The sequence below is a fragment of the Coleofasciculus sp. B1-GNL1-01 genome (assembly GCF_040220235.1).
Taxonomy (GTDB): domain Bacteria; phylum Cyanobacteriota; class Cyanobacteriia; order Cyanobacteriales; family Coleofasciculaceae; genus Coleofasciculus.
This window is the reverse complement of record NZ_JAVJTO010000085.1, coordinates 1-25,270: the sequence shown is the minus strand read 5'-3', so window position 1 is coordinate 25,270 and position 25,270 is coordinate 1. Positions and strand designations below refer to the sequence as shown.

14 protein-coding genes and 1 pseudogene are annotated in these 25,270 nt (G+C 46.1%); 8 read left to right on the top strand and 7 right to left on the bottom strand.

All coding sequences use genetic code 11. The annotated features are described in order from the left end of the window. Positions 1-118 precede the first annotated feature (118 nt). The 3 genes from RID53_RS21170 to RID53_RS21160 all read right to left on the bottom strand — a co-directional run bounded on the left by RID53_RS21170 (position 119) and on the right by RID53_RS21160 (position 5,316). Positions 119-1,294, bottom strand: coding sequence for a diaminopimelate decarboxylase family protein (locus RID53_RS21170; RefSeq protein ID WP_446389971.1), 1,176 nt, complete (start codon positions 1,292-1,294; stop codon positions 119-121). A 517-nt stretch (positions 1,295-1,811) separates the two neighbouring features. Then, entirely contained in the window at positions 1,812-3,350 is a 1,539-nt protein-coding gene (locus RID53_RS21165; RefSeq protein ID WP_446389970.1) for a pentapeptide repeat-containing protein, read from the bottom strand. Between the two features lie 187 nt (positions 3,351-3,537). Then, entirely contained in the window at positions 3,538-5,316 is a 1,779-nt protein-coding gene (locus tag RID53_RS21160) for an asparagine synthetase B family protein (RefSeq protein WP_446389969.1), read from the bottom strand. A 539-nt stretch (positions 5,317-5,855) separates the two neighbouring features. Between RID53_RS21160 and RID53_RS21155 the strand changes: the two genes are divergently transcribed. Then, positions 5,856-6,467 (top strand): hypothetical protein, encoded by a 612-nt coding sequence (locus RID53_RS21155; RefSeq protein WP_446389968.1) that lies wholly within the window; start codon positions 5,856-5,858, stop codon positions 6,465-6,467. 245 nt (positions 6,468-6,712) lie between these two features. After that, the gene (locus tag RID53_RS21150; RefSeq protein ID WP_446389967.1) at positions 6,713-7,597 is read left to right on the top strand and encodes a Uma2 family endonuclease; all 885 of its coding nucleotides are present in this window, start codon (positions 6,713-6,715) and stop codon (positions 7,595-7,597) included. Positions 7,598-7,603: 6 nt separating this feature from the next. On the opposite strand, the gene RID53_RS21145 is transcribed toward RID53_RS21150, so the two are convergent. Further along, positions 7,604-8,221, bottom strand: coding sequence for a DUF3859 domain-containing protein (locus RID53_RS21145; protein WP_446389966.1), 618 nt, complete (start codon positions 8,219-8,221; stop codon positions 7,604-7,606). A 338-nt stretch (positions 8,222-8,559) separates the two neighbouring features. Then, complete coding sequence (locus tag RID53_RS21140; RefSeq protein WP_446389965.1) at positions 8,560-9,732, bottom strand: GTPase; 1,173 nt, start codon at positions 9,730-9,732, stop codon at positions 8,560-8,562. A 387-nt stretch (positions 9,733-10,119) separates the two neighbouring features. Here RID53_RS21140 and RID53_RS21135 point away from each other — a divergent pair. The 4 genes and pseudogenes from RID53_RS21135 to RID53_RS21120 form a co-directional block, all read left to right on the top strand. Further along, positions 10,120-10,500: pseudogene (locus tag RID53_RS21135) on the top strand (Uma2 family endonuclease); the annotation flags it as partial. Positions 10,501-10,636: 136 nt separating this feature from the next. After that, on the top strand, positions 10,637-15,808 hold the full coding sequence (locus tag RID53_RS21130) for an eCIS core domain-containing protein (protein ID WP_446389964.1): 5,172 nt from the start codon (positions 10,637-10,639) through the stop codon (positions 15,806-15,808). A gap of 2 nt (positions 15,809-15,810) precedes the next feature. After that, positions 15,811-16,287: a hypothetical protein gene (locus RID53_RS21125; RefSeq protein ID WP_446389963.1), complete on the top strand. Its 477-nt coding sequence runs from the start codon at positions 15,811-15,813 to the stop codon at positions 16,285-16,287. Positions 16,288-16,643: 356 nt separating this feature from the next. After that, positions 16,644-17,816 carry a YbjN domain-containing protein gene (locus tag RID53_RS21120; protein ID WP_446389962.1) on the top strand — a complete coding sequence of 391 codons (1,173 nt, stop codon included), beginning with the start codon at positions 16,644-16,646 and terminating at the stop codon, positions 17,814-17,816. A gap of 29 nt (positions 17,817-17,845) precedes the next feature. Here the strand turns inward: RID53_RS21120 and RID53_RS21115 are convergent, their stop codons facing one another. Together RID53_RS21115 and RID53_RS21110 are read right to left on the bottom strand one after the other, a co-directional pair. Continuing rightward, complete coding sequence (locus RID53_RS21115; RefSeq protein ID WP_446389961.1) at positions 17,846-19,357, bottom strand: FAD-dependent oxidoreductase; 1,512 nt, start codon at positions 19,355-19,357, stop codon at positions 17,846-17,848. Between the two features lie 664 nt (positions 19,358-20,021). After that, positions 20,022-21,158 carry a sodium-dependent bicarbonate transport family permease gene (locus RID53_RS21110; protein WP_446389960.1) on the bottom strand — a complete coding sequence of 379 codons (1,137 nt, stop codon included), beginning with the start codon at positions 21,156-21,158 and terminating at the stop codon, positions 20,022-20,024. Between the two features lie 1,226 nt (positions 21,159-22,384). Here RID53_RS21110 and RID53_RS21105 point away from each other — a divergent pair. Together RID53_RS21105 and RID53_RS21100 are read left to right on the top strand one after the other, a co-directional pair. Further along, entirely contained in the window at positions 22,385-24,736 is a 2,352-nt protein-coding gene (locus RID53_RS21105) for an NACHT domain-containing protein (protein ID WP_446389959.1), read from the top strand. Between the two features lie 99 nt (positions 24,737-24,835). Continuing rightward, the gene (locus tag RID53_RS21100; RefSeq protein ID WP_446370597.1) at positions 24,836-25,018 is read left to right on the top strand and encodes a hypothetical protein; all 183 of its coding nucleotides are present in this window, start codon (positions 24,836-24,838) and stop codon (positions 25,016-25,018) included. The last annotated feature ends 252 nt before the right edge of the window (positions 25,019-25,270 follow it).

Here is a 25,270-nt window from a genome sequence, read left to right as displayed (position 1 = left end):
CTCTGCGTCCCTCTGCGTCAATCTCTGCGTCCCTCTGCGTTAAAAAAAATTTTGAGGTTTACTAAGGCGCACATTAGGTAAAGGGCGCACGTCAGTGCGCCCCTACGCACCTGGGAAATTAAGCAAATAACTGATTTTTTAACAAAACACTATAATCTTCCCGTTTTCTGATTAATCGGTGAGTTCCTTGTTCGACTAAAACCTCAGCCGGACGAGGACGGTGTAAGAAATGGGACGACATCGCATATCCGTAAGCACCGCTATCGAGAATCGCGATAACATCTCCAATCTTTAAGGCGGGGAGTTGACAGTTGCGCCCCAAGTAATCCCGTGAATAGGTGGTATTTCCACACACATCGGTGGGATACAGTTCACCCTGGGTATCGGTGAAACTGATAATTTTTCGATAGCCACCATGTACCGAAGGAACGGATAAATTTGCTACTGTGGTATCAACACCGATAATTTGTTTCCCATTTTGCCACTTGACGGAAACGACTTTCGCTAACAAGGACGCACATCCTGCGATCGCGGCACGTCCAGGTTCTATAATTAAGTCTATAGGTCTGCCAATTGTCTCAAGTTTCTGAGTTATCGCCTGACCAAATCCTTGCCAATCAAAAGCGACGCCATTCCCCTGATAGGGATAACCAAATCCACCGCCAAAGTCTAAATAGTTCCAATCCGGTAATTGTTGACCAATCTCGCATAAGGAATCAATTACTTGGGTAAAAGCTTTGGTTGCATTGGTTCCAGTTCCGCGATAGAAATGGATACCTTTGAGTTGTAATCCGGCTGATTGAGTAAGGTTCAGCGCATCGGGGAATTCTTCGGGTCTAACCCCGATGCGGCTATCCCCAGTTAATTCGGGTACATTTAACCGTAATCCTAAGTTTAATCGGGGTAATTTAGAATTTAAGGCGTGATAGACTTGACAGCATAAATCTAATTGGGAAATACTATCTAAATTTAAGGTCGTAATTCCCCAGTGAAGCACTTGCTCCATTTCTGGATAATTTAAATTACTGCCACTGTAAACAATTTTATCCGGGGTGAATCCCGCCTTTAAACCTAAATAAATATCTCCGGGGGTGTTTGCATGAAGTCCCCACCCCTCTTGCTGGAAGATTTGCAGCAACGCGATATTACCATTCGTCACGCTGGCAAACTGGAACCGAGTGCGCGGATAGGGGACAGCGTAAGAGATATAACGAATTGTATCCCGTATGCGATCGCCTTGATAAACATAGAGGGGTGAACCGTAGATATTCAGTAATTCTTGGTCATTCGTCATGAGTCATTGGTTATTCGTCATTGGTGATATCGGTGTTTGTAGGGGCGACCCGCCTGCATCAATGAACAACTCTTTTCCTATCAATTTTGTCGGGTCGCCCTTTGTTCTGATGTGAGGGCGTAAGGCTTGCGTCCCTACATTCCTCAACATTTAGGTGTACCAATAGCACCTAAGTGCCTTAAAATGCTTAATCTATCATAGATTCTTAACAATTATAATAGTTTAGTATTCCTTAAGTGTTGTTTCCAGCCAACCTATTTCCTTTTTAACTTGTTCATTTTTCTCCCTTAAAAGTCGTTCTAAATTTCCCGATGGCAAAGCTTGCAATGTTTTATAGATTGTAAAAAATGGGTCTTCCGGACTTAGTGTGCTAAACTATCAACTTTAATGAATCAGGAAGCCTACCACACAAGGACTGTAGACTTTAACCACCTCAAAACAAATTGAAATTCGGGTAAAAATGGTTAAAGCTATTGCTTTCCAATATTCTGGCAAATTAAACTAACAATTTAGTACACTAACTACGGAAGACCCGGGTTTGTACCATGGGTGCAATGAAGTCGGCAAATTCGCCATCTTCAAAGTTCTTATTCCAATCATCTGGTTTGCGGTGGGGATTGGGGTCAAGGTTATCGGCTAGGCGCATGAAGACATAATCACACTTGATACCATTGAGTTGGGTTTCTGGAGTGATACCCCAATCTTCAATACAAGCACCTGTTAATGTAGCTCCGGTTAAGTCGGTGTAATCGAGTTGGGTTTGGACGAGTTTGGCTCTGGATAAGTCCGTATCTTGCAAGTTGGCTTCGCTTAAATCAGCACCGATAAAACTAGCATCGGCTAAGTTTGCCCCTTGTAAGTTGACACCGCGCAGGTTGTAGCGGTCAAAGTTCTGAGCTTGTCCCTGTCGGGTAATTAGCAGTTGTCGCACCTGAGCATCTTTAATATAAGTTATACCAGGGCGAACCTGATCAAGTTGTTTGGTGTGATAAAAACAAGTACGAATAAGCGTAGCCTGTCTCAAGTCAGTACTTTTGAGGGTAGCTTCTGTGAAATCAGCATCAGTTAAGTCCGCATGGCGAAAGCTGGTACCGTCGATAGCTGCAAAGGCAATTGCCCCTCCCCGAATCCAAGCATTTTTCTCATCTCCCAGGATTGCTTCCCAGCCAATGTCAGCACTAAACAGCACGAGAGTGAACGCGACAGCGAAAGCAGCAGCGACAGCGAAATTGAAAGGTCCGGAGAAAGCGAAAGGTCCATTCCAAGCCATAGGGAAAGCGACAGCGAAAACTCCTATGAAAGCGAAAGCTCCAGCCAAAGCGACAGCGAAAGCTCCAGCCAAAGTGCCAGCGGCAGCGACAGTAAAAGCGAAAACAACAGCGAAAGCCAAAGCGAAAGCGACAGCGAAAACCACAGTGCAAGCTCCAGCAAAGGCGACAAATCCAGCGACAGCGAAAGCTCCAGCCAAAACCACTGCGAAAGCTCCAGCCAAAACCACTGCGAGAGCCAAAGCTCTGGGGACAGCGACGGCGAAAACGACAGTGAAAACGAAAATTACAGCAACAGCGACAGCAACAGCAACAGCAACAGCGACAGCGACAACTCCATCTTCAGTGACAGCGAAAGCGAAAACCAAAGCTCCAGCCAACGCTCCAGGCACAGCGACAGCGACTAAACCTTTGCGGAGGATGACGAAAAACAAAACGACCAGCATGATTAAACTCACCCAGCCAGCCAGAATGTATTCGGGACGCCTGTTATCAAAAATGAATATGACAAAACCACTAGCGAATCCTGAAAAAATTCCGGATATCCCTGCCAGTATCCATAAGCCGATAACCAAAACTGTTGCCCAAAAAGGTTGTAGTCCCGCCTTAGCACCGCTAAAGTTCGTACCCGTCAACGTAGCATTGGTAAAATTTGTCCTTCGGATATCCGCTTCACTAAAATCTGCCCCAGAGAGGTCTTGTCCTTGAAAGAATTGACCGTTCAAGTTTGCGCCTCTGAAATCACGTCTTCCGGTGGCGTATTGGTTTAAAACTTCACTGATTATCATGGGTCAAGGAACGGGTAATTTTGTTATTTGTCATTCGTTTATGTTATTGGTGATACCTGAAGAGCGCTTGTAGGGGCGACCTGATGGCATATAGCACTACGAAGATACGTTAGGACATTACCCTGTTGCCTGTTGCCTTTTCACTCAATGTTATTGTCCTAACCTCAATGCGTAGTGCTATAAATATTCATACCTCATCCCGTAATTTCCAATACCATCGCCAAAACCGAGACGGTAACCAAAAGGGATGTAACCCAGAATACCCAGACACCGTTTCATTTAACACCCTCCTACGCCAAACTTGCCACATCAGCAATAACCAGAGAATCTCACCCACTCGTCGCCCTCGCAAATAGGCGCTAAATTCCCCTTTAATCAGTTGCAGGGGTAATTGCGGTTGCCATCGTCCTTCAGCTTCTAAAATACCCGAATTTAACCAATATCCTACCTCAGACCATAACTCATTGAAACACCACGCCGTTAACGGCACTCCCATCCCCCGTTTTTCCCGCCACACCACCTCTGACGGTAACCAAGATTCCACTGCACGTTTGAGGATATATTTTTCACAAGCACCCCGCAGGTAGAACTCCCCCGGTACCTGAAATGTCCACTCGGATAACGGAATGTCACAAAAGGGCGATCGCACCCACAATCCATGAGAGAATGCTAAGTTAGTCGCCCGTGGATGGATGTTTTGAGCGCCTTTTAACATTAACGTCGCCCGACGCAATCGGTCTAATAGGGTAGTGGTAAACTGAGCATCTAACGCTTCGGCTAACCATTGTTCTGGGTGTACCGATAACGCCTGGTTTACCTGATGCTGAAATACTCGCTCCTCATATCCCCAGAGACGGTGAAAGGTTCGCAAATACTGTTGGCTAAAATTGCTATGTCCGCCAGGATGTTCTTGATGATAAACCCCGGCGGCAATTAGCGGTTTATTTGTCCATCCAGCAAAAAGTTGGTCGCCCCCTTCCCCATTAAAAATCACTTTTGTCTCTTGACTGGCGGCTTGACACAACAGATATAAAGGAACCGTTACCCCATCGCCAAAAGGTAAATCTAACGCCGTCGCTGTCGCTTGAATCGCTTGCTTAATTCGCCGGGGTGTGGCATCAACTTTAACTAGAGGAATATGCAGATAGTCAGCCACCTGTTCCGCATAGGGTACTTCTGAGACACCCGCTAACCCAAAATCTAAGGTATATGCCTTAACCTTAACTCCCGCTTGCACTAATAATGCCGCTATTGTAGATGAATCTAACCCGCCAGAGAGAAAAACGCCAACAGGTTCACTGGGCAAATTTTCCAGTTGTCGATGAACGGCATTTTTTAACAGGCTTTGCAGTTGAGATACGGCTTCGTCTTCATCGTGAATCAGTACAGAGGCAGATTGCCATTGATAATAACGGTGAGTGCTATGGGTTAAGTCTTGTTCAGAGGTAATTTGCCAGGTTTCTAGGGTTCCAGCCGCTACGGAAAAAATAGTAGATACTGGCGTCAACGGTGTGGGAACATAAGAAAAACAGCTATAGCCATACAACCCATGATGATTCACCTCAACTGTTTTTAGTAGGGGTAATAATAGCTGTAATTGAGACGCAAACCAGATAATATTTGCCTGTTTTGTCCAATAAAGCGGCACACGTCCAAAGGGTTCGCGTCCTAAAGTTAGATAATTATTTTCTACCTTAACCCAAGCATCAGCTGAGTCGTGAAAACCAGAAGCGGACAACGCGGCGATGATACCGTCTTCATTTGTGAAGGAATTAGTCGGATTACTGCCAATATAACCAACACACCAATTTAACCTACCCTTTACAGGGACTTTGTTAAGGTGATATTTCAATCGTGTTGAGGTTTCTAAACCTGTCGCGGCAACGAGAATTTTGGTTAACGTCGCTTCCAGTTTATCGGGTGAATCTATACCCCAATAGCCGATAAATTGATAGGGATTACTCACAATAATTGAATCTTGAATTAATTTAAGTACAATAGCACTGAAATACGCACTTTAATATATCGTAGTGGTGTGTCACACTTAAGCAAAATGAATTAGAATTCCATCCAGAAACTGTAGGGGCGCAGTGACGTGCATTGGTGTCAACTTAAGCTAAAAAAGAAAGCAATACCTTGATCTGATCCCACCCTAACCCTCCCCTTATCAAGGGGAGGGAACATTTCCCCCCTACCCCCCTCGTTCCTCCCTTTGAATCCCCCTCTTCCCTTTGAAAGGGGGAAGCCAGCAGATGCTTCGCTTTTTGTTGCACGGGGGATTAAGGGGGGTTATTTTTAAGGCAGCGAGATTCTTTCGTCTCACTTAGCTTGCGTTTCCTCTTAAGTTGACGCGGATGAGTGACGTGCGCCCGATTCAATGGTCACATCTATACCCAATCTACCGTTCAAGTTACTGATCTACCCGTGAGCTTTATGGCGAAGACAGCGCAACTACAAACCCTATAGTATAAAATAAAAATTATTGACTCAATTTGCAACCCTCTGATGGATAAAAAAATCAAGAAGAAAAATTTTTATAGTTTTAACAAAACTCAGGCATTTAAGCAAATTAACCTCATCGATCTAATCCCTTGGCAGATTGAGTTTCAGCCAATTAAACCTAGCGATTTTTTTCAACAACGGTGGGCAAGGTTACAACGTTTTGACTTGGAAAGCCATGAAGAATCCAAGAAGCTTATTATTGATGCCCTTTGCGAGGAAGCACTTGAAGGACTGGGTCGGCTAAAAATTTGGAAAGGGGCTAGTTTAGAAGGGAATACAACAAGCGGTAATGTTGATTATTTAATTGCTGAACGTAAACGCTATTTAGAAACGCCATTTTTATGTATCGTCGAAGCCAAAAAGGATGACTTTGAACAAGGATTGGCTCAATGTTTGGTCGAAATGCAAGCCTGTCAATGGCAAAATTGCCGAATCGGTAAGGATATTGATGTTTTGGGAGTGGTGACGAACGGCGATGGCTGGCGGTTTTATAAGCTGACATCTCAAGGCAGTGTTTATGAAACGTTACTCTATGGTATTGCTCATCTTGAAGAAATTTTAGGCTTGCTTCATTTCGTCTTTAAGTTAGGTGAACAAACGTTGAGCGATGTTTAAGAAAACACCTGAATTGTAATGGCACTAAAATCAATACTTTTGGCTCGCTGAAATCTTTAGATATACCGTAGGCGGGGCAATGCCCCACCAGGTTTAAGCAGCGTGCTATTTACCTTAATTTAGAAGAATTAAACCAGTTGTTATTTTGTCGGATATTGGCAACCCAACACGATAATAGGCTCGCATCCCTGACTAGGAACCGTTAAGATAGTGGAAGAGATTTTATCAATAACTCTCGTTAGAAAATGACTCAGTTACCCCGCCAAACTGACCCCCCACTTCCCCCGTGGCAAACTTTGCCAACGATGTATGATTTACCTAGCGAAAATCCGGAGGAACCTGGTTTGCCTGATGAGTTCCATTTTTTGCAGCCGTTGTTACTGTATTTGACGTTTTCACCGACTAATTGGTATCCAGAACGAGTGTTTAGTGCTTGTGATTTGAATCTCTATTATGACCCGACTCATCCCAACTGGTATAAACGTCCGGATTGGTTCGGCGTTGTGGGTGTACCCAGGCTTTATCAGGAACGCGATATGCGTTTGAGTTATGTGTGTTGGCAAGAACGGGTGAATCCGTTTATTGTGGTGGAGTTATTGTCACCAGGTACGGAAGATGAAGATTTAGGTCAAACTGAAAGCGAATTAGGACACCCGCTGACAAAGTGGCGAGTTTATGAAGAGATTCTGCGGATTCCTTACTATGTGATTTTTAGTCGCTATACGAATGAATGGCAAGCTTTTCATCTGGTTGGGGGTCATTATGAATCCGTAGACTTGACTCAAGGATGTTTATCTGTACCGGAGTTAGGATTAAGTTTAGGCGTATGGCAAGGTAATTTTCGCGGGTTTAACCGACTGTGGCTACGGTGGATGACACTGGAGGGAACTTGGATTCCTTTACCCACTGAAGAAACAGAGGTGGCGAGACAAGAAACGGAAGCCGCCAGACAAGAAAGTGAAGTCGCCAGACAAGAAGCTGAAATAGCCAGACAAGAAACAGAAGCCGCCAGACAAGAAACAGAAATGGCGAAACAGGAAGCTGAAACGGCTAAACGACGGGTTCAAGAATTAGCCGCACGATTACGAGAGTTAGGTATTGAGCCCGATGATTTGGGAAATAGCGAATAGTGCCGATTATTTAACTGTAAACGATGATTGGTCGAGTGCGCGATCGCCTACTCTCATCCGCACTTGCCAATCCCCCAGGGTTGCAGTAGAACCCAAGGTATGACGACAATAGGTAGACCAAACCTCTCGGTCAATTTTACTGGTTTGATAACGATTCTGATGCACGATTTGACCATTAGGGTTAATCCAATCACACTGTAAGGAAAGCTTTTGTCCCACAGGTGCGTCTTGTAAGGTAACGCGGTAGACTATCTCTTGGCGATTAATCTCCAATATCGGTTCACAGGTTTTGGGATTTGAGGTTATGCAACTTCCAGAAGCAGACACTGCCGCGATCGCACGGTGACGATTTACAATGAATACCGTAGAAGCCGCGATCGCACTCACTATCGCCACCCCTACTCCTATCCCAATCCAGCGATTCCGTTTTTGTTGAACGGCTAACGCTTGACGACGACGTAGCTGGATTAGCGCTTCATCCAGCAACTCTGGTGGTAGATTCAATTCCTGCAAAATCTGTTGAACTTGTTGACGGTCAATTTCAGCCTCGTGGCGTCTGGCTAATTGATCCACCTCAGCAACGAGTTGCGTTAACTGATCTTGAGTAAGTCGTTCATCAGTCACAATTGATTACTTCTAAACCAGAAGCTTGAGACTATCTACTTTCTCTTTAACATAAAACCTCTTTTGCGTCAAGGTTAGCGCTGTAACCCAGACTCCGCCATTCATACTGAGTTGCGCTCAAACGTAGTAGATAGGAAGAGCAGGGGGAGCAGGGGAAGCAGGGGAAGCAGGGGGAGAATTCAAAGCCTCTCTCCTTGTAGGAGAGAGGTTTGGAGAGAGGTTTTCCAGATCCCGTGAAAAGTAAGAACAAACCACACCCCCAATGACAAATGACGTAGCTTGCTTCTCAAGGACAGCGAGTTCTCCGCCGTTAACTTTAATTGTCCCCACCTACTTACTTATTCAATATCAATTTGACGAGGGGGGGTTATGGGTTCCTCTTTCAGGGTTTTCTGACCCGTTCGGGCATAGAATTTATATTGTTCTAGAATGATTTTTGCCAGTTCAGAGAGGGGAATTTCGTGTCCCTCCAGTTTACGTTTCAGGTAATATTTGAGAGACTCGATATAAGCTAAACCCAGCGCCAAGGTTAACGCGGCGGCGGTAGAGGCGGAAATGGCACCACCTACAATTGTCCCAGCACCCGGTATCATTTTAAGTAAATTCGCCGCGATCGATCTGCCAACGGTTGCCACACCACCCACTCCAACAATGGTTGAGAGTACGGTGCTGGTAAAAGCGCGATCAAAGGGTAAGCCAAAGATAGCCGTGATATTTGCTAGCATCACGGTTTGCATGGTAACTAATATTGGTGCATCAGAAAAAGGAATCGGAGACGCGCCGACTAATGCAGAACCCGCCACATATCCGGTCACATATTTAAACGCTTCCCCGGCTTTTAAGGTAATATTGCGACTCTGTTCTCTCAGAAATGCCTTACGTGCTTCAGTAGACAAAAGATTAGCCGTGACTTCGACCAGATGGTCTAAACCATGGGCTTTAATTGTATACTCATCATCGATGGGTTTAGGTTGAGCAAGAACCGCAACAATTTGAGAAACGGGTAAATTTTTGCTATCTAAAAAGACTTGAAACTCGCTGCGCTTTCGGGTTAAGGTTTGGGTTAAGACTAAAATAATCGGTACATCTTGCAAGTTGAGCATCTTCAGCCATGCTTCCTCGACTTCATCAAACCGTCCCGCCTCATGTTCTAAACAGTACCAAATCACATGAATATGCTCTGGGGCGGCTTGTAACCGTTGCGTGTCGATAAGTTCCGCGACATCTAAGCGCACCTGTTGAATCTGTTCGGGATTGAGTTCAAGTCCAGGGGTATCATAAACCGTTATCGGACAGCCTTTTTTCCGGTAGCGTCGGATAGTTTGGGTTACTGGGTAGCCCACCCCAGTTTCGGCTAAACGAGATTGGAAAATCGCATTAATCAGCGTACTTTTGCCCACACCTGTTTTGCCAATGACCAATACATTACACTGTCCCGTGTCCTTTCCGGCATCTTCGTAGGCTTCGCTCATTTTGTCCAAAAGCTGATCAACTGAAAAATCCTCTGCCATTCCCAGTCATTCCTTGGTCGTTTGATCTGATAGAGCCACGCTATCCACTGTTTTCTTAGTGTATCAAGTTGTGCGATCGCGCTCCTTACTTATAGCAGTAAACACATTGATTAGGACTTTCGGCACCATTGTAGAGACGCGCCATGGCGCGTCTCTACATAAATGATGTGTCCTAACCGCTATGGCGGTTGCTATATCTATAGCACTACGCACTCTAGTTAGGACATAAAAGAAAAATTCAAATCGCTTTGACCCTGAGCGACTTGTACCGAGCATGTTACTGAGCGAAGCTGAAGTAAGCCGAAGTAAGCCGAGGTGTTGCCTATTCCCTATTCCCTAGCGCGTAGCGCTATACAATAGAGCTTATGGATAGGGAGAGACTACGCGATGACAACGGTAACCAGCAAGCCTAAAATTACCTGGGAGAAGCTACCGGATGATTTTCCCTTACCCGATGAGCCAGTGGATAATATTAATCAGCCAACATTAGCCGCCGCATTGAGCGAAAGTTTAGAAGTGACAGGGCGATTGCGAGAAACGATGCTAGTCGCCACGAATTACGGTGTTTGCGCCCGGTTAGATGGCAAGATTGTGGTAAAAGCTCCTGATTGGATGTATGTCCCTCGGATTCAGGTATCGCCAGAAAACGTGCGTCGTAGTTATACGCCTCACCTGCAAGGAGATAGTCCAGGGATTGTGATGGAGTTTCTCTCAGAGACAGAAGGGAGTGAATATTCCATCAAACCCACCTATCCTCCGGGAAAATTTTCGTGAAATGGTTCTGGTGTCTTTCTCTCCTTGGAGGTATGATTAGGGATATTTTCTTCCAACAATCCCACACAGGCTATTGGCGGGATAGGGAGGCACTCAAAAGACCAACTATTGATTGGGGAAGCGTCTGGCTATGTCTTTTCGAGAACCCATCCGCAAAAAAAATTTCTCACCGTTGAGTCGCACGTCCGCGTCCAATCCGTTGCAGCGACGCCGTTTCAAAGTCCCCAAGCCGCGGAAACCTGTTGTGAAAAGGTCGCCTGAAGAACAAAAGGCGTTTTTGCAACAGAAACTAGAACAGTCAGCCTTTGTCGGCTACAACGGTCTTAATGTCCCAGTTAATGTACCCCAAACCCCACCTCCCCAACCTGTTCAGAAACAACCAGCCAGTGAAGAATTAGACAGTAACAGCAAGCAGCCAGAAGAACCAGAGATTGAAACAACTTCCGAAGAGGAAGAGGAGACAGTTCAGCCAAAGGAACTGTCCACCTCCGCATCACCCAATCCAGAGTCTCCTAACACAGAGGAAAAGGAAGAAGATGTCACTCCTAATCAGCAATCTGAAGCAGAAAGTACACACCCACAATCTCAAAAGCCGGATTTACAGGCTCAAAAGGAAAAAGCATCCCGTTTGAGTTCCAACTGGCTCAAGGTTCCGGTTAATACTCCAGGTTCACCGCCATCTCCAGTGCAGAGGACGCTTTCCACAAGCGGATTAGAGCATCAGTATCAACCCCAGATAGGACAAAGAGCTAATTCTGTATTGAATGGGTTGAATCAGTTTAAGGCTCAACAATTGTCTCAGGATTATTCTGTCCAACGTCAGGATAGTTCTGGCGAAAGTCCACTAGAAGAACCGGAAGAAAAACAACCCGAATCGCTTCATAATCAGCAACTTGCCAGTTCTCCACCCGATAACCCAGAGGATAATACAGCTTCCGGTTCAAATAGCACTCTGTCGAATCTTCAATTCAAAAACAACAAGGAACAGAAACGTCCTCAAAAGCTAGTACAGTCTGATGGAGCGATTCAGGCGAAATGTAGTGAATGTGAAAAACAAGAGGAAAAAGACGAATCTGTTCAGACTAAACTAACCGTTGGTGAACCAGGGGATAAATACGAACAAGAAGCAGATACCATGGCGGCGAAAGTCATGGCAATGCCAGACTCTACTCTATCTCAGTCTGTTCAGCGCCAAACCGAAGCCGATAAACCCCCTCTGGCTAAATCGATTAGTTCCTTAGTCCAACGCTCCGCCTCAGATACCAGCCAAGCCAGTCCCAGTATAGAAAATCGTCTCGCTAGTTCTCAGGGTGGAGGGAATTCTTTACCTGAGAATGTGCGTAGTTTCATGGAGCCTCGCTTCGGTGCTGATTTTAGTGCGGTGCGAGTGCATACCGACTCCACAGCCGTGCAGATGAATAAGGAGTTGGGAGCGCAAGCGTTTGCCCATGGCAGTAATATTTACTATGGTGCAGGGAAATCTCCCAATGTTGATGAGTTAACCGCACATGAGTTAACCCACACCATCCAGCAGGGTGCAGCTAAAACTCTCCAGGAAAAACCACTAACTAGCCTACGCTCTAATAAACAATCTATCCAAACTAAAATTAATCCTGCCCAATCTGCCAATTCAATATCGACATCAGCCGTACAAGTTCAAAAAAATTCGCAACAGCAGCCGTTTAATAATAAAGACCTGGGTACATCTATCCAGATGAAGTGTGCAACCTGTGCCGAAAACGAGCAAAAAGAGGAGCAAATCCAACGGAAGTCTCTTGCTGAAAACATTACTCCCAAGGACAACAAAGCCGTTCAGAAATGGGGTTGGGATGATTTCACAAATACCTTAGGTGCAGGTGCAAAATGGGCGGGAGATACAGTGAGTTCGGGCGCTCAATGGGTTGGGGATAAGGTTGGAGACGCTGCTTCGATGGGCAAAGATGCCTTTGCTGCATTGGTTGCCAGAGTTGCTCCAGGTTTGGCTAATTTGATACGTCAGGGTCCAGTTGGGATACTGAGCGAAAAAATTAAGGAGGGGGTTAAAGGTTGGTTGTCTGGGGTGATGGCGAACGTCGATATCGGTAGCGTCATCGCTGGACTCAAGAGCAGCTTTGCTGGAGTTTTTGCCACGATTCAGGGATTGGGCAAAGGTGACCCAGCCTCATGTAAAGCATTTGCAAACAGCATAAAGTCGCTGCAAGAATTGGGTCAAGCCTTTATGGACAACCCAGTTATCAAACAACTCCAGACGGCTTTTACTACGGTTAGCGGTACATTCAAAAAAGTTACAGATTTGGTCATTGCTCCAGCCTTTGACACGCTGATGAATGTGGCAGGTGGTGTGTTTAACGCTGTTAAGGGACTGGCAACGACTATCTGGGAGTGGGGGGCTCCTGTGCGAAATACCCTGGGTGCAGCATGGGATTGGGTGAAGCAGCAACTCGGTTTCGGTGGCGATGGCGAGGGTGGCATTCTGGAGTGGTTGAAGACCAAAGCTTCAGAAGTGTGGGAGCAAATTAAGGTGACATTTGCTCCAGTTATCGAACCCCTGAAAAAAGTGGGTACGGTGTTGCTCGCTTTCTCCCCTGTGGGGATAATTGCCGCGATTGTCAAGTTCGTACCCCAATTGGTGCAGTCTGTGCAATGGCTTTGGGCGCACAAGGATGACCCAAATATTGTCAAAAGTGCCCACGAACAAATGGGCAATACGATTTTGCCCCAACTCTTAAGTGCGGTACAGGGTTTCAGTCAGGCGGTGCAGTCCACGGTTACCAGTTTGGTGAACCAAGCTGTGCAACTGAGCGAAGCCGTGCTGGGATTATTGGGAGCGGTGACTGGAGTACCCTTGTTAAGTGCGGCGCAGTCTCTAGTACAGGCTGTGTCGGATGGTGTCAAAGAGCTAGTAACTTGGGGGCAGCAATCATTCCAAGCTGCTGCTCAAGCTGTACAGGAAGCCTTCGTCAAAATCAAGGCAAAAATCGAACCTTACGCTGGGGTTCTCAGTTCTCTGGCGCTAGCTATTGTTAATCCGGCGATGATTCCGGTTATCTTAGCGGGTTCCGCTTGGCGGATGCTGGATGACTGCTATAAACTGCCCATCATTGATTTCTTGCTGGATGTCGTTATCGGTTTGTTAGAAGCTGCGCCATCCTTACCGATGTTTGGGCTATTGTGGCCCATGCTCAAGGCGGGTGTGCTTGGTTTTCTTAAGGGTGTGAAGGGGCAAAAAACAGATAGCGAAACTGGTATCAATCCCAAGGTGGCGATTACCAACAAGCTGGCAACAATTATCAGCGGTGGTAGCCCTGCGTTTATCCTGGGATTTGTTAAGGGTTTACTGAAGGGCATTTGGGAAGGGCTGACTGACCCATTCGTTCTGATGTATGAAGGGATTAAGGGGTTAGGTAATCTGATTAGCTGGCTCAACGATACGGCGAATCAGGCGCTGAGTCCTCAACCTGCTGCTCAGTCAACCGCCACAGATCAAACCGCAGCAGCTTCATCTGATGCAGGTGTGGATAAAGTAGCAATTGGTCAAACATTGCAACAGATGGGAACAGAACTGCAACCCCCAGCCGAACAAGTAACAGGAGGCTTCATGCCTGCGGTGCAAGAGGCATTCAGCGGCGGTGAGGGTTTGACCTTTGAGGGGTTAATGCAGAAGCTGGGTGACGCTTGGGCGGCTGTGGAGTCAGCGATTACCAATGCTGGAGGTCAACTTGCCCAGAAAGTCTGTGAATTCATGATGCAGGATACTGCTGAAGGGCAGATGGGTGAAACCGTTGGTTGGTTAGCGGGAACTATCGCCTTTGAGGTAGCTTTGGGTATTCTGACAGCGGGTTCCGTGACAGCGGCGAAGGGTGCGATGAAGGTACTCAAAATCTTCGCTAAGGTTCTTGACTGGACAGGTGAGGCGTTGGGGTTGGCGTTCAAAGGTTTGGCGAAGTTGGGTGGTTTTGTTCTCGATATTGTTAAGGGTATCGGCAAGCTTTTGAGTAATGCTGGTGGTGCGGCTAAGTCAGTTCTGGATGCTCTAGGTGAGATTGGGCAAAAACTGATTTCCTTTGCTGATGAACTGCTTGGCAGAGCGGCTAAAGGAGCAGCTGGTGAGGTCGTTGAAGAAGGGGCTGAAAAAGCTGCTAAGGAGACGGCTGAGGCTGGCGCTGAAAAAGCGACTAAAGAGGCAACTGAGGCTGGAGCCGGACGTAGTGCAAAGGTGGGAGAACCAACTATCGAAGCCGAGACTACTGTGCCGACGAAGGTCGGCGATGTCGATCATGAGGTCAAACCTCGACGGATTGGCGACAAGATAGAACTCTGGGTTTGTAGCAAGGCGTGTGAGGCTGCTACAACAAAAATAGACAACATCCTTGGGGAACTTAATACTTTACCCAAGACTGAACAAGTCCAACAGCTGAAGGATGAACTCGAACAACTAAAGCATCAGATTGATGAAATAGAGCCTATCCTTAGCACAGGCAAGAAACCAGACGAAGAGGGTTTTGTAGCGCATCAAGAGGTTTTTGAGAAGTGCGCACATATTTCTGAGAAGTTTCGAGAGCTAGGAAATCGATATCGGAGTTTGGGGGGAGCATTAGATGAACCAAGTCTGATTAAGGAAGGTGATGATTTGGTTCCTGTTGATTTGAATAAACATTTAGGAGACTCAGGATTAGATATAGGTGAACGTCAAATATTTGACGCTACAGATTGGAGAAAGCAATTTAATACCTCAAACATTAATCCCATTACAGAGATAATATATGTTCTTCGTGATGCAAAATCTGGCGCGATTATCAAATCAGGGAAAACAACAGGTAGGAGTTATATAGACAGATTTAACCGTTATCGAAGGGCAGCGGAAAAGCTTGACCTGAAGCTTCAGCTAGAGGTTACGTCAGTTAGCAATCTGGGAACCAATAAGATCCAGTATTATGAACAGCGCCTAAACAGAGGATTAGAAAGTGAGGGACACCTTCTGCCCTGGGACAACTTTAGTACAAGGCTTGACCGTGACGGACCCGCTGTGCCCTTTGATGACTTATCATCAGAGAATCCTAAATATAAAACACACGAGTGGAATAATGAAGAAGGTTATCTAGTCGAGAAGGGTAGTGGTGATGTATCTAGGACATCCACAAAGGTATCTGCAAGGGACATAAAAAGAAAACAACAGCTAATAGCCACACTCACTGAGCTAAATGGAAATGTTAAAAAAACCGCCGAGAAATTTAACATAAATCCATCAACAGTGTATAGATGGCTAAGAGAATATGAGCTTAAAATTGAGGACTTCAGATAGCGATGAACAGTTGTTTGTCAAGTTTCTCTCAAAATTTTCCAGGATATGATTTTTTCACAAAAGTTCATCTGCTTATGCTTAAACAATTTACACCTGAAAACATACCTGATGGATTTTGGGAGGCAATCGCTCTGGCAAGAAATGACTATGAGCAGTTTGTTGAGCTGTTGCAAAAAATGAACCGTGGGACACTTATTAGGTTCTGTTGGAATTATGAAGAAGCTGCAGCTTATTTTAAAGCCGAACCTTATCTGAACTATGTCGATCCCGCTCTCTCAGAAGACGGTATTGATGACTTGTGTAAATCGATTGTAGGTAAGGGCAAAGATTACTACATCCAGGTTGTTAAAAATCCGAAACTAATGCCCTCTGATATAGATTTATCCGATCCGGCGCTGAGGATTCTAAGCGAAGCCATCCTAGAGTATAATAAGCGCTATGATGAACCAGTACCATATCGTGGTGACAGCTTTGCGTGATTCTGCAATATTATTTAGGAAAGTTATATGACACTGCGGCAATCTCACAGACAACATAAAATGAAGTTCAGCCAAGGGCGGTCACTTCTTTTAAAGTTGTAGCAAAACAAGCCCCATTTCACCCCAGTTAGTGAAGGAAAAAGTGATTGCTACATAAAGATTCAATTACCTGCATATGTAGTAAAGTTCATTAGACCTCTCCACAATAAAAATTAGGAGTGCAAGCGCTCACCTGTAAGTTGGATTGAAGCATGAAGCCTAACAACTCCAAGGATAATTATATCCGAATTGCTTGCATAGCTACATAGTAGGACAGCACAGAAGTCATAGAGTAGGTGCTAGTAGGAGAAAACTGCATGGAAGTAAAGACTGAACATTGCCACTGGGACAGCGAACTGACACTATATGTTAGCGAAGCTCTTCCAAAGGATACTAGTTCAGAATTCCCCTTAACCGTCCGCGCCGTAACTCTAACCTTGACTAAGCTGGACAACGAAGCTATTGAGTGTCGTCTCACCTTCCATATAAACCCTGAACTCTACCAACGCATTGAAACTGAAAGATTATTCAATCTCACCCCAGAAATGCGAAGCCCCCTTGAGGCTTTGGAGTTTCTACCCGAACCAGACATCAAGCTCGAAACCACTCTAAAACCCGATTGGCTGTCCCACCTAACAGAACACGCCGCCAACGTTGATGAGGCTGCAACGTATATCTTGAATCTCAGCCAAGAGCAGCCGGACAGCCCTTTATTGTCCACCGAGAACTGGTTACTCCTCTCAGCCAAACAACCCCAGGAGTCAGGTGAGAGAGGTTACCGTACCCTGTGGGACTACATTAGTCCAACCCTTCTTGCCCAAGCCGCCACGTCGGATTCAAACGACGCAATTTCTGACGCTCTGATCAACTTCTTCCAAGACTGGACTGGGGGTAATTTATCAGGGGTGACTGAAAAAGCCACTTCCCAGATGCTTGAGGCAAGCACCAATTTCCTCAAGAAACTGGACAATTTCAATCTGGATAAGCTGGTTCAGGAATTAGAAGCCGCTTTCAAAGCTACTCCTATAAATAAATCTATTTTTGAGCAAATCGCCAATTTTTTCACCGCAGATGACTGGACTTATACAAAAATTCAGGGTGAACCAACATTGCACCTCGCTTTCCAAGGTAAAAACGGTACATGGACTTGCTATGCTAACGCCAGAGAAGAAGAACAACAAGTAGTTTTTTACTCCATTTGTCCCATTAAAGTGCCAAAGACAAAGCGTCGGGCTTTAGGCGAATTTATCGCCCGTGCCAATTATGGCATGATTATTGGTAATTTTGAATTAGATTTTACCGACGGAGAAATCCGCTACAAAACCAGTATTGATATGGAAGGTTCAACCCTCACATTTCCACTGATCAAACGCTTAGTTTATACCAATGTGATGATGATGGATGACTATTTACCCGGAATTACCTCTGTGATTAAGGGTGAGGCTTCCCCAGAAGAGGCGATCGCACAGATAGAAACTCAGATTAACTAAGGGGAGCAAGATGCTCCCACTACGCACCATTATTTAATCCGTTCCATCTCCTTAACCGCTGGTGCTTGGAGAATTTGTCCATCACAACTAAAGCGGGAACCATGACAGGGACAATCCCAACTCTTCTCAGCGCTATTCCAATCGACGATACAGCCTAAGTGAGGACAAACGGCGGAAACCGCATGAATTGAACCCTTTTCATCTCGATACGCGGCGACTTTGTTTCCATCAATGGTGAGCAGTTTCCCTTCCCCTTTGCTAACATCAGCGAAAGAGGACTCATCTAACCCCTTCAAGCGATCGCCAATCCAATGCTTACCCACGTCCAGATTCTCTTTAATCGAGGTTTCCGAGATAAACGGAGTGGCGCGAGTGGCGTCATACAGATCCGCCCAGGGATTGGATCGTCCTAAAATCAAGTCAGATAGAATCATCCCCGATAGGGTACTCTTGGTCATACCCCAGAGACTAAATCCCGTGGCGACATAAATATGATTGTTAACTGGGGTTAATTTACCAATGTAGGGTAACTTGTCGAAGGATACCATATCCTGGGTTGACCAGCGATACTCGAACTTATCGATGCCAAACTGGGTGCGACCATAGTCTTCTAAGCGCAGATATCGTTCCTCTGTCTGGGTAACTGTACCCGTTTTATGACTTTCACCACCAATCAGTAAGAGTACACCGTCATTGTAGGGCGTTGTCCGCAGCGATCGATAATGTTCACCGACGCTAATAAACATACCATCGGGTGCTTTGGCTGGATCAATCGAAGCGGCGACAATATAAGAACGTTTCGGATAGGTTTTAGCAAAAAACAGCCCTTGATCCAGAATGGGTACATTTGTGGTGACAATTACATCTTTGGCTTTGAGTACCCCCCGGGTTGTTTGAACTTGACAAGGGCTATCTTCATCAACGGTTTCTACTCGCGTATCATCAAACAAATAGCTGCCATTACCGGGAATGGTTTTCGCTAGATGCAGCAAATATTTCCGGGCGTGAAACTGGGCTTGATTTTCAAATTTAACCGCTCCGGCAATGGGAAAGGGGAGTGATGTCTCTTTGACAAAAGAGGCAGGAAGTCCTAATTTGATCGCCGCTTCTACTTCAGCTTCAATTTGACTCAACTGTTCTGGAGAATTGGCAAAGGTGTAGGCACTTTGACGGCTAAAATCACAATCAATCTGCTCCTCTTTAACCAGTTGAGCCACCTGCTCAATTGCCGCCTGATTGGACTCTCCATAAAGGCGGGCTTTGTCTTCTCCCAATTGCTGAATAAGATCGGCATAGATTAACTTGTGCAGCGATGTTATCTTTGCCGTTGTATGACCACTCACTCCCGTGGCAACTCGTTTCGACTCAATCACCGCAACGGTTTTACCCGCACGCTTTAACAGAGTCGCAGCGGTCAGTCCCGCGATTCCGGCACCAACAATCGCTACATCGACAACCAGGTTGTTGATAAAAGGAGAAAATGTAGACGTTGGCGTTGAATCAATCCAAAATGAAGCAGGTTTTCCAGCAATCAAAGTCATGGGTGTATAAAAATAGGCAGTATTGTTCTACTGTAATGGAGGAGTTGGACGCGCTTTCATCTATCTTTGGGAGGAACAATTTTCAAGGCGACTGTTGATACTCAATCTGGGTTGATCATCCAACATTAAAGTTTACGGTTAAGATTGGGGAATAAGAAGCAGGAAAAGAGAGGCGTGAGTCATTAGAGTTTTTAACTCAGTTTAAAAGCTAGAAAATTCATCAATCCTGCCAGAGACATAAGTGGTCGGACAAAAGAAAACAGCACTATACTAAGTTTTGTAAACAAGCCTCAAACCCTTACATAAACGTAGCTTGCTTCTCAAGGGAGCGAGTATGACAAATGACGAATGACAAATGACGAATGACAATCTTCACCATTCACGTTAATATATCCACCTACTTACAATGCTGACTTGTCCGCTTCCTACAACATCGGCGCACGGTATTGGTACGCCCTATTAACAAATAGTAAAATTACGCTTAGTGTGGGCAGGCAAAAGTTCCTCCCACACGCTGCGAACGCCAGTGACAAGCATAAGAATCCCCACTCAAATCGAAGATTCTGAGTGGGGTGCGTTTAATGGAGACGACGCAGACCTTGACATAGCCGCCGCGTTTGTCACCGGGCAAGGGGAGCATCGGCAGACCGCGACCCGTCTGGGATCAGCCGCCCATCACCGCCTGTGCGAGTCCAATGAAGAGCGGTATTCCCACGGCAAGCGCAATCGGCGTGCCTACGGCTGTGGACGAGCCGATGTAGGCGGAGGGATTGGCTGACGGGATACCGGCGCGTAAAGTGGGCGGTCCTGAGATGTCTGAACTGGAGGCGGCGATGACAGCCAGAAGCACGACGCCGCCAGCGCTGAATCCCGTGGCGTAGTGGGCAATCATACCGAGACCGAAGGCTATGAACCCATGCAGAAGCGGCGCCACAAAGGCATATAGGGCGTACCACTGACCCACCTTGCGTAGCTCGCCAAGCCTTGCCGTAGCCTCCATACCCATTACCAGCATCAGTATTGAAAGCAGACCACGGAAGAGGGGATCGAAGAAGCTCTCATAGACACTTTCCGGCTGGGTTAGTATGCCTAGAGCGATGCCGAGCAGCAGTGCCGACAGGGCAGAACCCTGGAGGCTTTCCTGCACGATGGGCCATATTTTGACCCGCTCGGGTTCCTGGCTGGGATACCCCTGTGCGGTAATGCGCTGCTGGTTGCGATACTCCTGCCTAGTGGTGGGATACTCGCCTGCGGCAACCGGCTCCTTGCTGAGAGACTCCTCCTTGCTGAGAGACTCCTGATTTTTGAGAGACTTTTGCTTGCTGACATAAACGCTGGCTACGACGATCGCAGTCACGAGCGCTGGAATGTCCATGAAGGGATAGAGTGCGGCTGCCCAGGGTTCGTATGTTATACCTTCTGATTCCAGTACCGTTATGCCAGCGGCGAGGGTAGAGCCACTCACAGCACCGAACAAACCCGCTGTTGCAATGGCGTCCACGACTTTGACGCCCGGCAGCTTGGCTAACGTGTAGCGCCCGATGAACACGATAAGCATTCCCGTGATCACAGCGAACACTGCGGGCAACAGCATCTGCGCCAGATTGGCATTGCGGATCGCAATGCCGCCGCTCAGACCGACTTTGATGAGCAGCATGAAGACGATGAATTTATAGATCGCATCGGGAATTGCCAGTCGGCTATTGAGGGCGGCAACGACCATACCACCAATCAGAAAGCCAAGTGTCGGGGACTGCAACTTCCCCAGGAATAGCGTAAAGAAATCGGACAAAAAATCCATGTTGTAATTCCTCCTTAATCAGATATTCAGATATAAAGTTAAAACCCTTCAGGTTAAACGCCATCGTACTCATCCCCAAAGCCGCAAACCCGATGCAGACTTTGGGAAACACGACCAACCAGAGATGAAGATCTAGTCATTCCAATTTATTTCCATACCATACATAGATCTTTAGAGTCCATGAAGACGGACTTCGTTGTATTAGCCCCAGATTTCCAATCCGCTGGCGGTTGTTGCTGTTGGTTTCTACTTGGAACTACAATAGAGCCGGCTGCGGAAGCGCCGGCAGTGTAAGAGAAAGTTCCGATGAAACATGTGAGAGAAAATTGCCATGAATACCTCCTTCCATCTCCCCTGGCTGGGGGAGTGGTGATTGTGATAAGTGAAATCGGTTAAAAGTTGAAGAAAGCGGGGGTGCAGCGCTACACCTCCACAACACAAGTGTTACGCGAATACCTGTGCTACAGCACCTCCCATAGATCAAGATCTATTAAGGTCCCGAATCTCTATGAGCTTAAGTTTATCTTAAAATCTGCACAAATTTGCGATCGCTCTACATGGAAATGTTCAATTCAAATCATAAGTTTCCCTTCTAGTATCAGAAAACCCGTATAAATGAAGCCGAGGGTTCTGGGGGCGCTGGGGGCGCTGGGGGAGTTGTTGACGGCTCAAAAAACACCTACCCATCCACGCTACTGGCAAACTTGATACGCTCACCCATCTGCCAGTAGCGATCGACCTCTCCATCCTAATCGCCAGGTTATCGATTTATATTTATAGCAGTACCAAGACAGGTTAGGACATTCTGTACTGTTCCCTGTGACACACCGAGCGTGTTACCGAGCAGGTGTTGCCTGTTCCCTCTTGAGATCAACTGATGTCCTTTCCGTACCTCGTAATGCTATACAGCAGTTTGCTCTGCTATGCGGTACAATTGTCAATCCCCCTAAATCCCATAAGCAAAAAAAGCGAAGCATCCTTTGGTCTCCCCCTTTTTAAGGGGGACGGAAGGGGGATCTAATAGGGGGACGGGAGGGGGATCTAATAGGGGGACGGGAGGGGGATCTGAAGGGGGATTTTGATCTACTGTACTTTATTACAACGCAAAGCGCTGTATCTCTCCCCCTATCTCAAAAAGTCCGTAAAATGTCGCATTTTACCAAATAAGTGGGAACACTCTAGCTAAATCCAGTAGGATTTGTCCTGCACTTGATCACCGATAGGCTATGGCAAGACGTTCGCTCAAAGCATCTACAGAAGGTATCCAAAAAGCCAAACAAGCGTTCCTGCGTAAGGGATGGACACAGGAATACTTAGCCGGAGAAGTAGGTTTAGAAACTCGTCAGCCGATTTGGAAATTTTTTAAGGGGAAACCCGTTGATCATCACGTTTTTATCGAAATTTGCTTTCGCCTCGATCTTGATCTCGACGAAATAGCCGCGTTACCGTCAATGGCTAACCCCCATCCCAAGCCGAATGTTCAAACGATTGACAATGATATTAATACTCTCGTCAATCAAGTGCGACAAAAGCATCATGATAAACTGCACCATCAATGTGGAACCCTACGTCTATTAGATATTACCCGACCGATTGATTTAGATGAACTCTATGTCGATGTTAATATCCTCGAAGAAATTAGCAGTCAACGATGGCTCGATCTCAACGATCTACAAGGCGACAAATCAAAAGACTTTGATCGCTTGGGCTTAGGCAATGTTCGACTGGAAGGGCTTGCCGGACTCAAAGCCGTGGAACGATATGGCAAATTAATGGTATTAGGAAAACCTGGTGCCGGGAAAACCACATTTTTACAATATCTGGCGATTCAATGTAATACGGGTAAATTTAAACCCGAACAGGTTCCCATTTTTATCCGCCTGAAAAACTTTGCCGAGGATGCTTGTTGTGAAAATAATGGGAATCTTTTTAACTATATTACCCAAGAATTTGAGCGTTGCCAGGTGACAGCCCCAGAGCTGGAAACGGTTTTAAATCAAGGCAGAGCATTGCTCTTACTCGATGGCTTGGATGAAGTGCCAGATACCTGGAGTGATGCCGTCATTCGCCAGATTCGCCAGCTAGCCGACCACTATTATAAAAACCAGATTATTATTACCTGTCGGATTGCCGCCAAAGAATACCGATTTCCGGGCTTTACTGAGGTCGAATTGGCTGACTTCAAACGCCCTCAAATTGAACAGTTTGTCAGAAATTGGTTTATCGCCGTTGCCCGGAATAAACCTGCATCAGGATTAAAAAAAGCGGCGCTATTTCTGGAACAGTTAGAAAGTCCCGAAAATCAACCGATTCGAGAACTGGCAACGACGCCCGTCCTGTTAAATCTGAGTTGTTTAGTCTTTCAAACTAAAACAGAATTCCCCAAAAAACGCTGTGATCTCTACAAACAAGGACTTGATCTGCTACTGATTCGCTGGGATGAAGCCAGAGGGATTAAACGGGATGATATTTATCGTAATTTATCCTTGTCCCATAAGCTACAATTGCTGAGTCAGATAGCCGCCATAACGTTTGAGCAAGGGGATTACTTCTTTACCGAAAGCACCCTCGTCCATCTGATTGGTGACTATTTACAGCAACAGTTAGGCGATCGCCTGGATCTGGCTACTCTAGAATTAGATAGTGCGGCGGTGTTGAAATCCATTGAGGCACAGCATGGGTTATTAGTTGAACGGGCGAGGGGAATTTATTCGTTTTCTCATTTAACCTTTCAAGAGTATTTTACAGCAAGGGCAGTTGTCGCTGATGCTGAAACCTCTATTCCCCAGTTATTGTCCCATTTCACCGAAAAACGCTGGCGGGAAGTGATTTTACTCACTGCCCAGATGTTACCCCATGCTGATGGAATGATACAGTGCCTCAAGCAACAGATTGATGCTTTAGTTGTGGCAGAGGTAGAGAAGCCGCACAAAAACGAGCGATCGCCCGCCAAATTGTCCCCTGCTGAACCCACCGCCCAGACGTTACCAGGGCTACTTGATTGGGTGCGACAAAAATCCTTGACTGTCACCACCTCCTATAAATCGGCGGCTGTTCGGGCTTTTTACTTAACCCTTGCTTTACCCCCCAATCATCGACTCGCGGGTGACTCCACATTAGCCTTAGCCATTGATCCTAGACTCGCAGGTGAATTAGCTGGGGATATCGGATTAGATTTAGCCTTAACTCAAGCATTAGCCGTTGCGATCGCGCTGACTCCTGATCTGGTTGATGATCGACTCAATGCCTTACACCTTGCCCTTGAACTCGACTATCTAACCCAAGATACTCCACTTAGTACCGCACTCCGGCAATTGAAACAGCAGTTGCCTAACTGCCAAGACGATAAAGATAAGATTCAGCAGTGGTGGCGTCAGCATAGTCAAGAGTGGGTAGCGCAGTTGCGATCGGTAATGATTGACCATCGAAATATAGGGTATGAATGGCACTTGGGTGCGCTATGGCAAAAACGGTTTGATTCCTATGATTATGCCAATCGGTTAATCGTAGACTGTCTCAAGAGTAATTGTCAGCTCACAGCTACTGTAAGACAAGAGATTGAGACAACGTTATTATAGGGATTGCTGAAAGAGGTTGTCCAACACGCCCAATCACCCTGAGTCGATGGATAGGTGATATAGTCTAATCAGCAAAAATACTTAGTTAAACAAGAACCTATGACTTTTTTGCAACTTGCCGTCATTACCTGTCTCGCCTTTGTGTTGATCAAATTTACCGCCTCTGTCTTTGGCTATGGCAATAATCGCTTCTTGAATAGCTTGGTTACAGCCATCCTCGCTATTTTTGTCACCTTTGAACTGGTGAAGCTGCTACAGGCAGTCTTCATTAAACTAGGATAGGGCGGTTAGAACCGCATCTACACACACAAAACCTGCCTTCGCAGGTTTCTAAATTGTGATGTCCTCCTACAAGCTCCCCTACAGGTACAGTATAGGCGTCCTTTGTCGCCGTTTTAGACTGAAGTTCCCCTTTGACAAATGGCTACACTGTATGCCTATCTTGGCTTAGGGCGATTTCACTTTTGGCTTCACTGGGTACATATCAGGCTGACACCCAATAAATCTAAAGCCTTCTTCTGTACTGGAGTCGGT

Bases quoted from the DNA above. Each gene is read 5' to 3' on its own strand.
- RID53_RS21120 (WP_446389962.1), top strand. From the start codon at position 16,644: ATGGAAGTAAAGACTGAACATTGCCACTGGGACAGCGAACTGACACTA.
- RID53_RS21105 (WP_446389959.1), top strand. From the start codon at position 22,385: ATGGCAAGACGTTCGCTCAAAGCATCTACAGAAGGTATCCAAAAAGCC.
- RID53_RS21110 (WP_446389960.1), bottom strand. From the start codon at position 21,158: ATGGATTTTTTGTCCGATTTCTTTACGCTATTCCTGGGGAAGTTGCAG.
- RID53_RS21170 (WP_446389971.1), bottom strand. From the start codon at position 1,294: ATGACGAATGACCAAGAATTACTGAATATCTACGGTTCACCCCTCTAT.
- RID53_RS21155 (WP_446389968.1), top strand. From the start codon at position 5,856: ATGGATAAAAAAATCAAGAAGAAAAATTTTTATAGTTTTAACAAAACT.
- RID53_RS21130 (WP_446389964.1), top strand. From the start codon at position 10,637: ATGTCTTTTCGAGAACCCATCCGCAAAAAAAATTTCTCACCGTTGAGT.
- RID53_RS21125 (WP_446389963.1), top strand. From the start codon at position 15,811: ATGAACAGTTGTTTGTCAAGTTTCTCTCAAAATTTTCCAGGATATGAT.
- RID53_RS21140 (WP_446389965.1), bottom strand. From the start codon at position 9,732: ATGGCAGAGGATTTTTCAGTTGATCAGCTTTTGGACAAAATGAGCGAA.
- RID53_RS21150 (WP_446389967.1), top strand. From the start codon at position 6,713: ATGACTCAGTTACCCCGCCAAACTGACCCCCCACTTCCCCCGTGGCAA.
- RID53_RS21165 (WP_446389970.1), bottom strand. From the start codon at position 3,350: ATGATAATCAGTGAAGTTTTAAACCAATACGCCACCGGAAGACGTGAT.
- RID53_RS21100 (WP_446370597.1), top strand. From the start codon at position 24,836: ATGACTTTTTTGCAACTTGCCGTCATTACCTGTCTCGCCTTTGTGTTG.
- RID53_RS21115 (WP_446389961.1), bottom strand. From the start codon at position 19,357: ATGACTTTGATTGCTGGAAAACCTGCTTCATTTTGGATTGATTCAACG.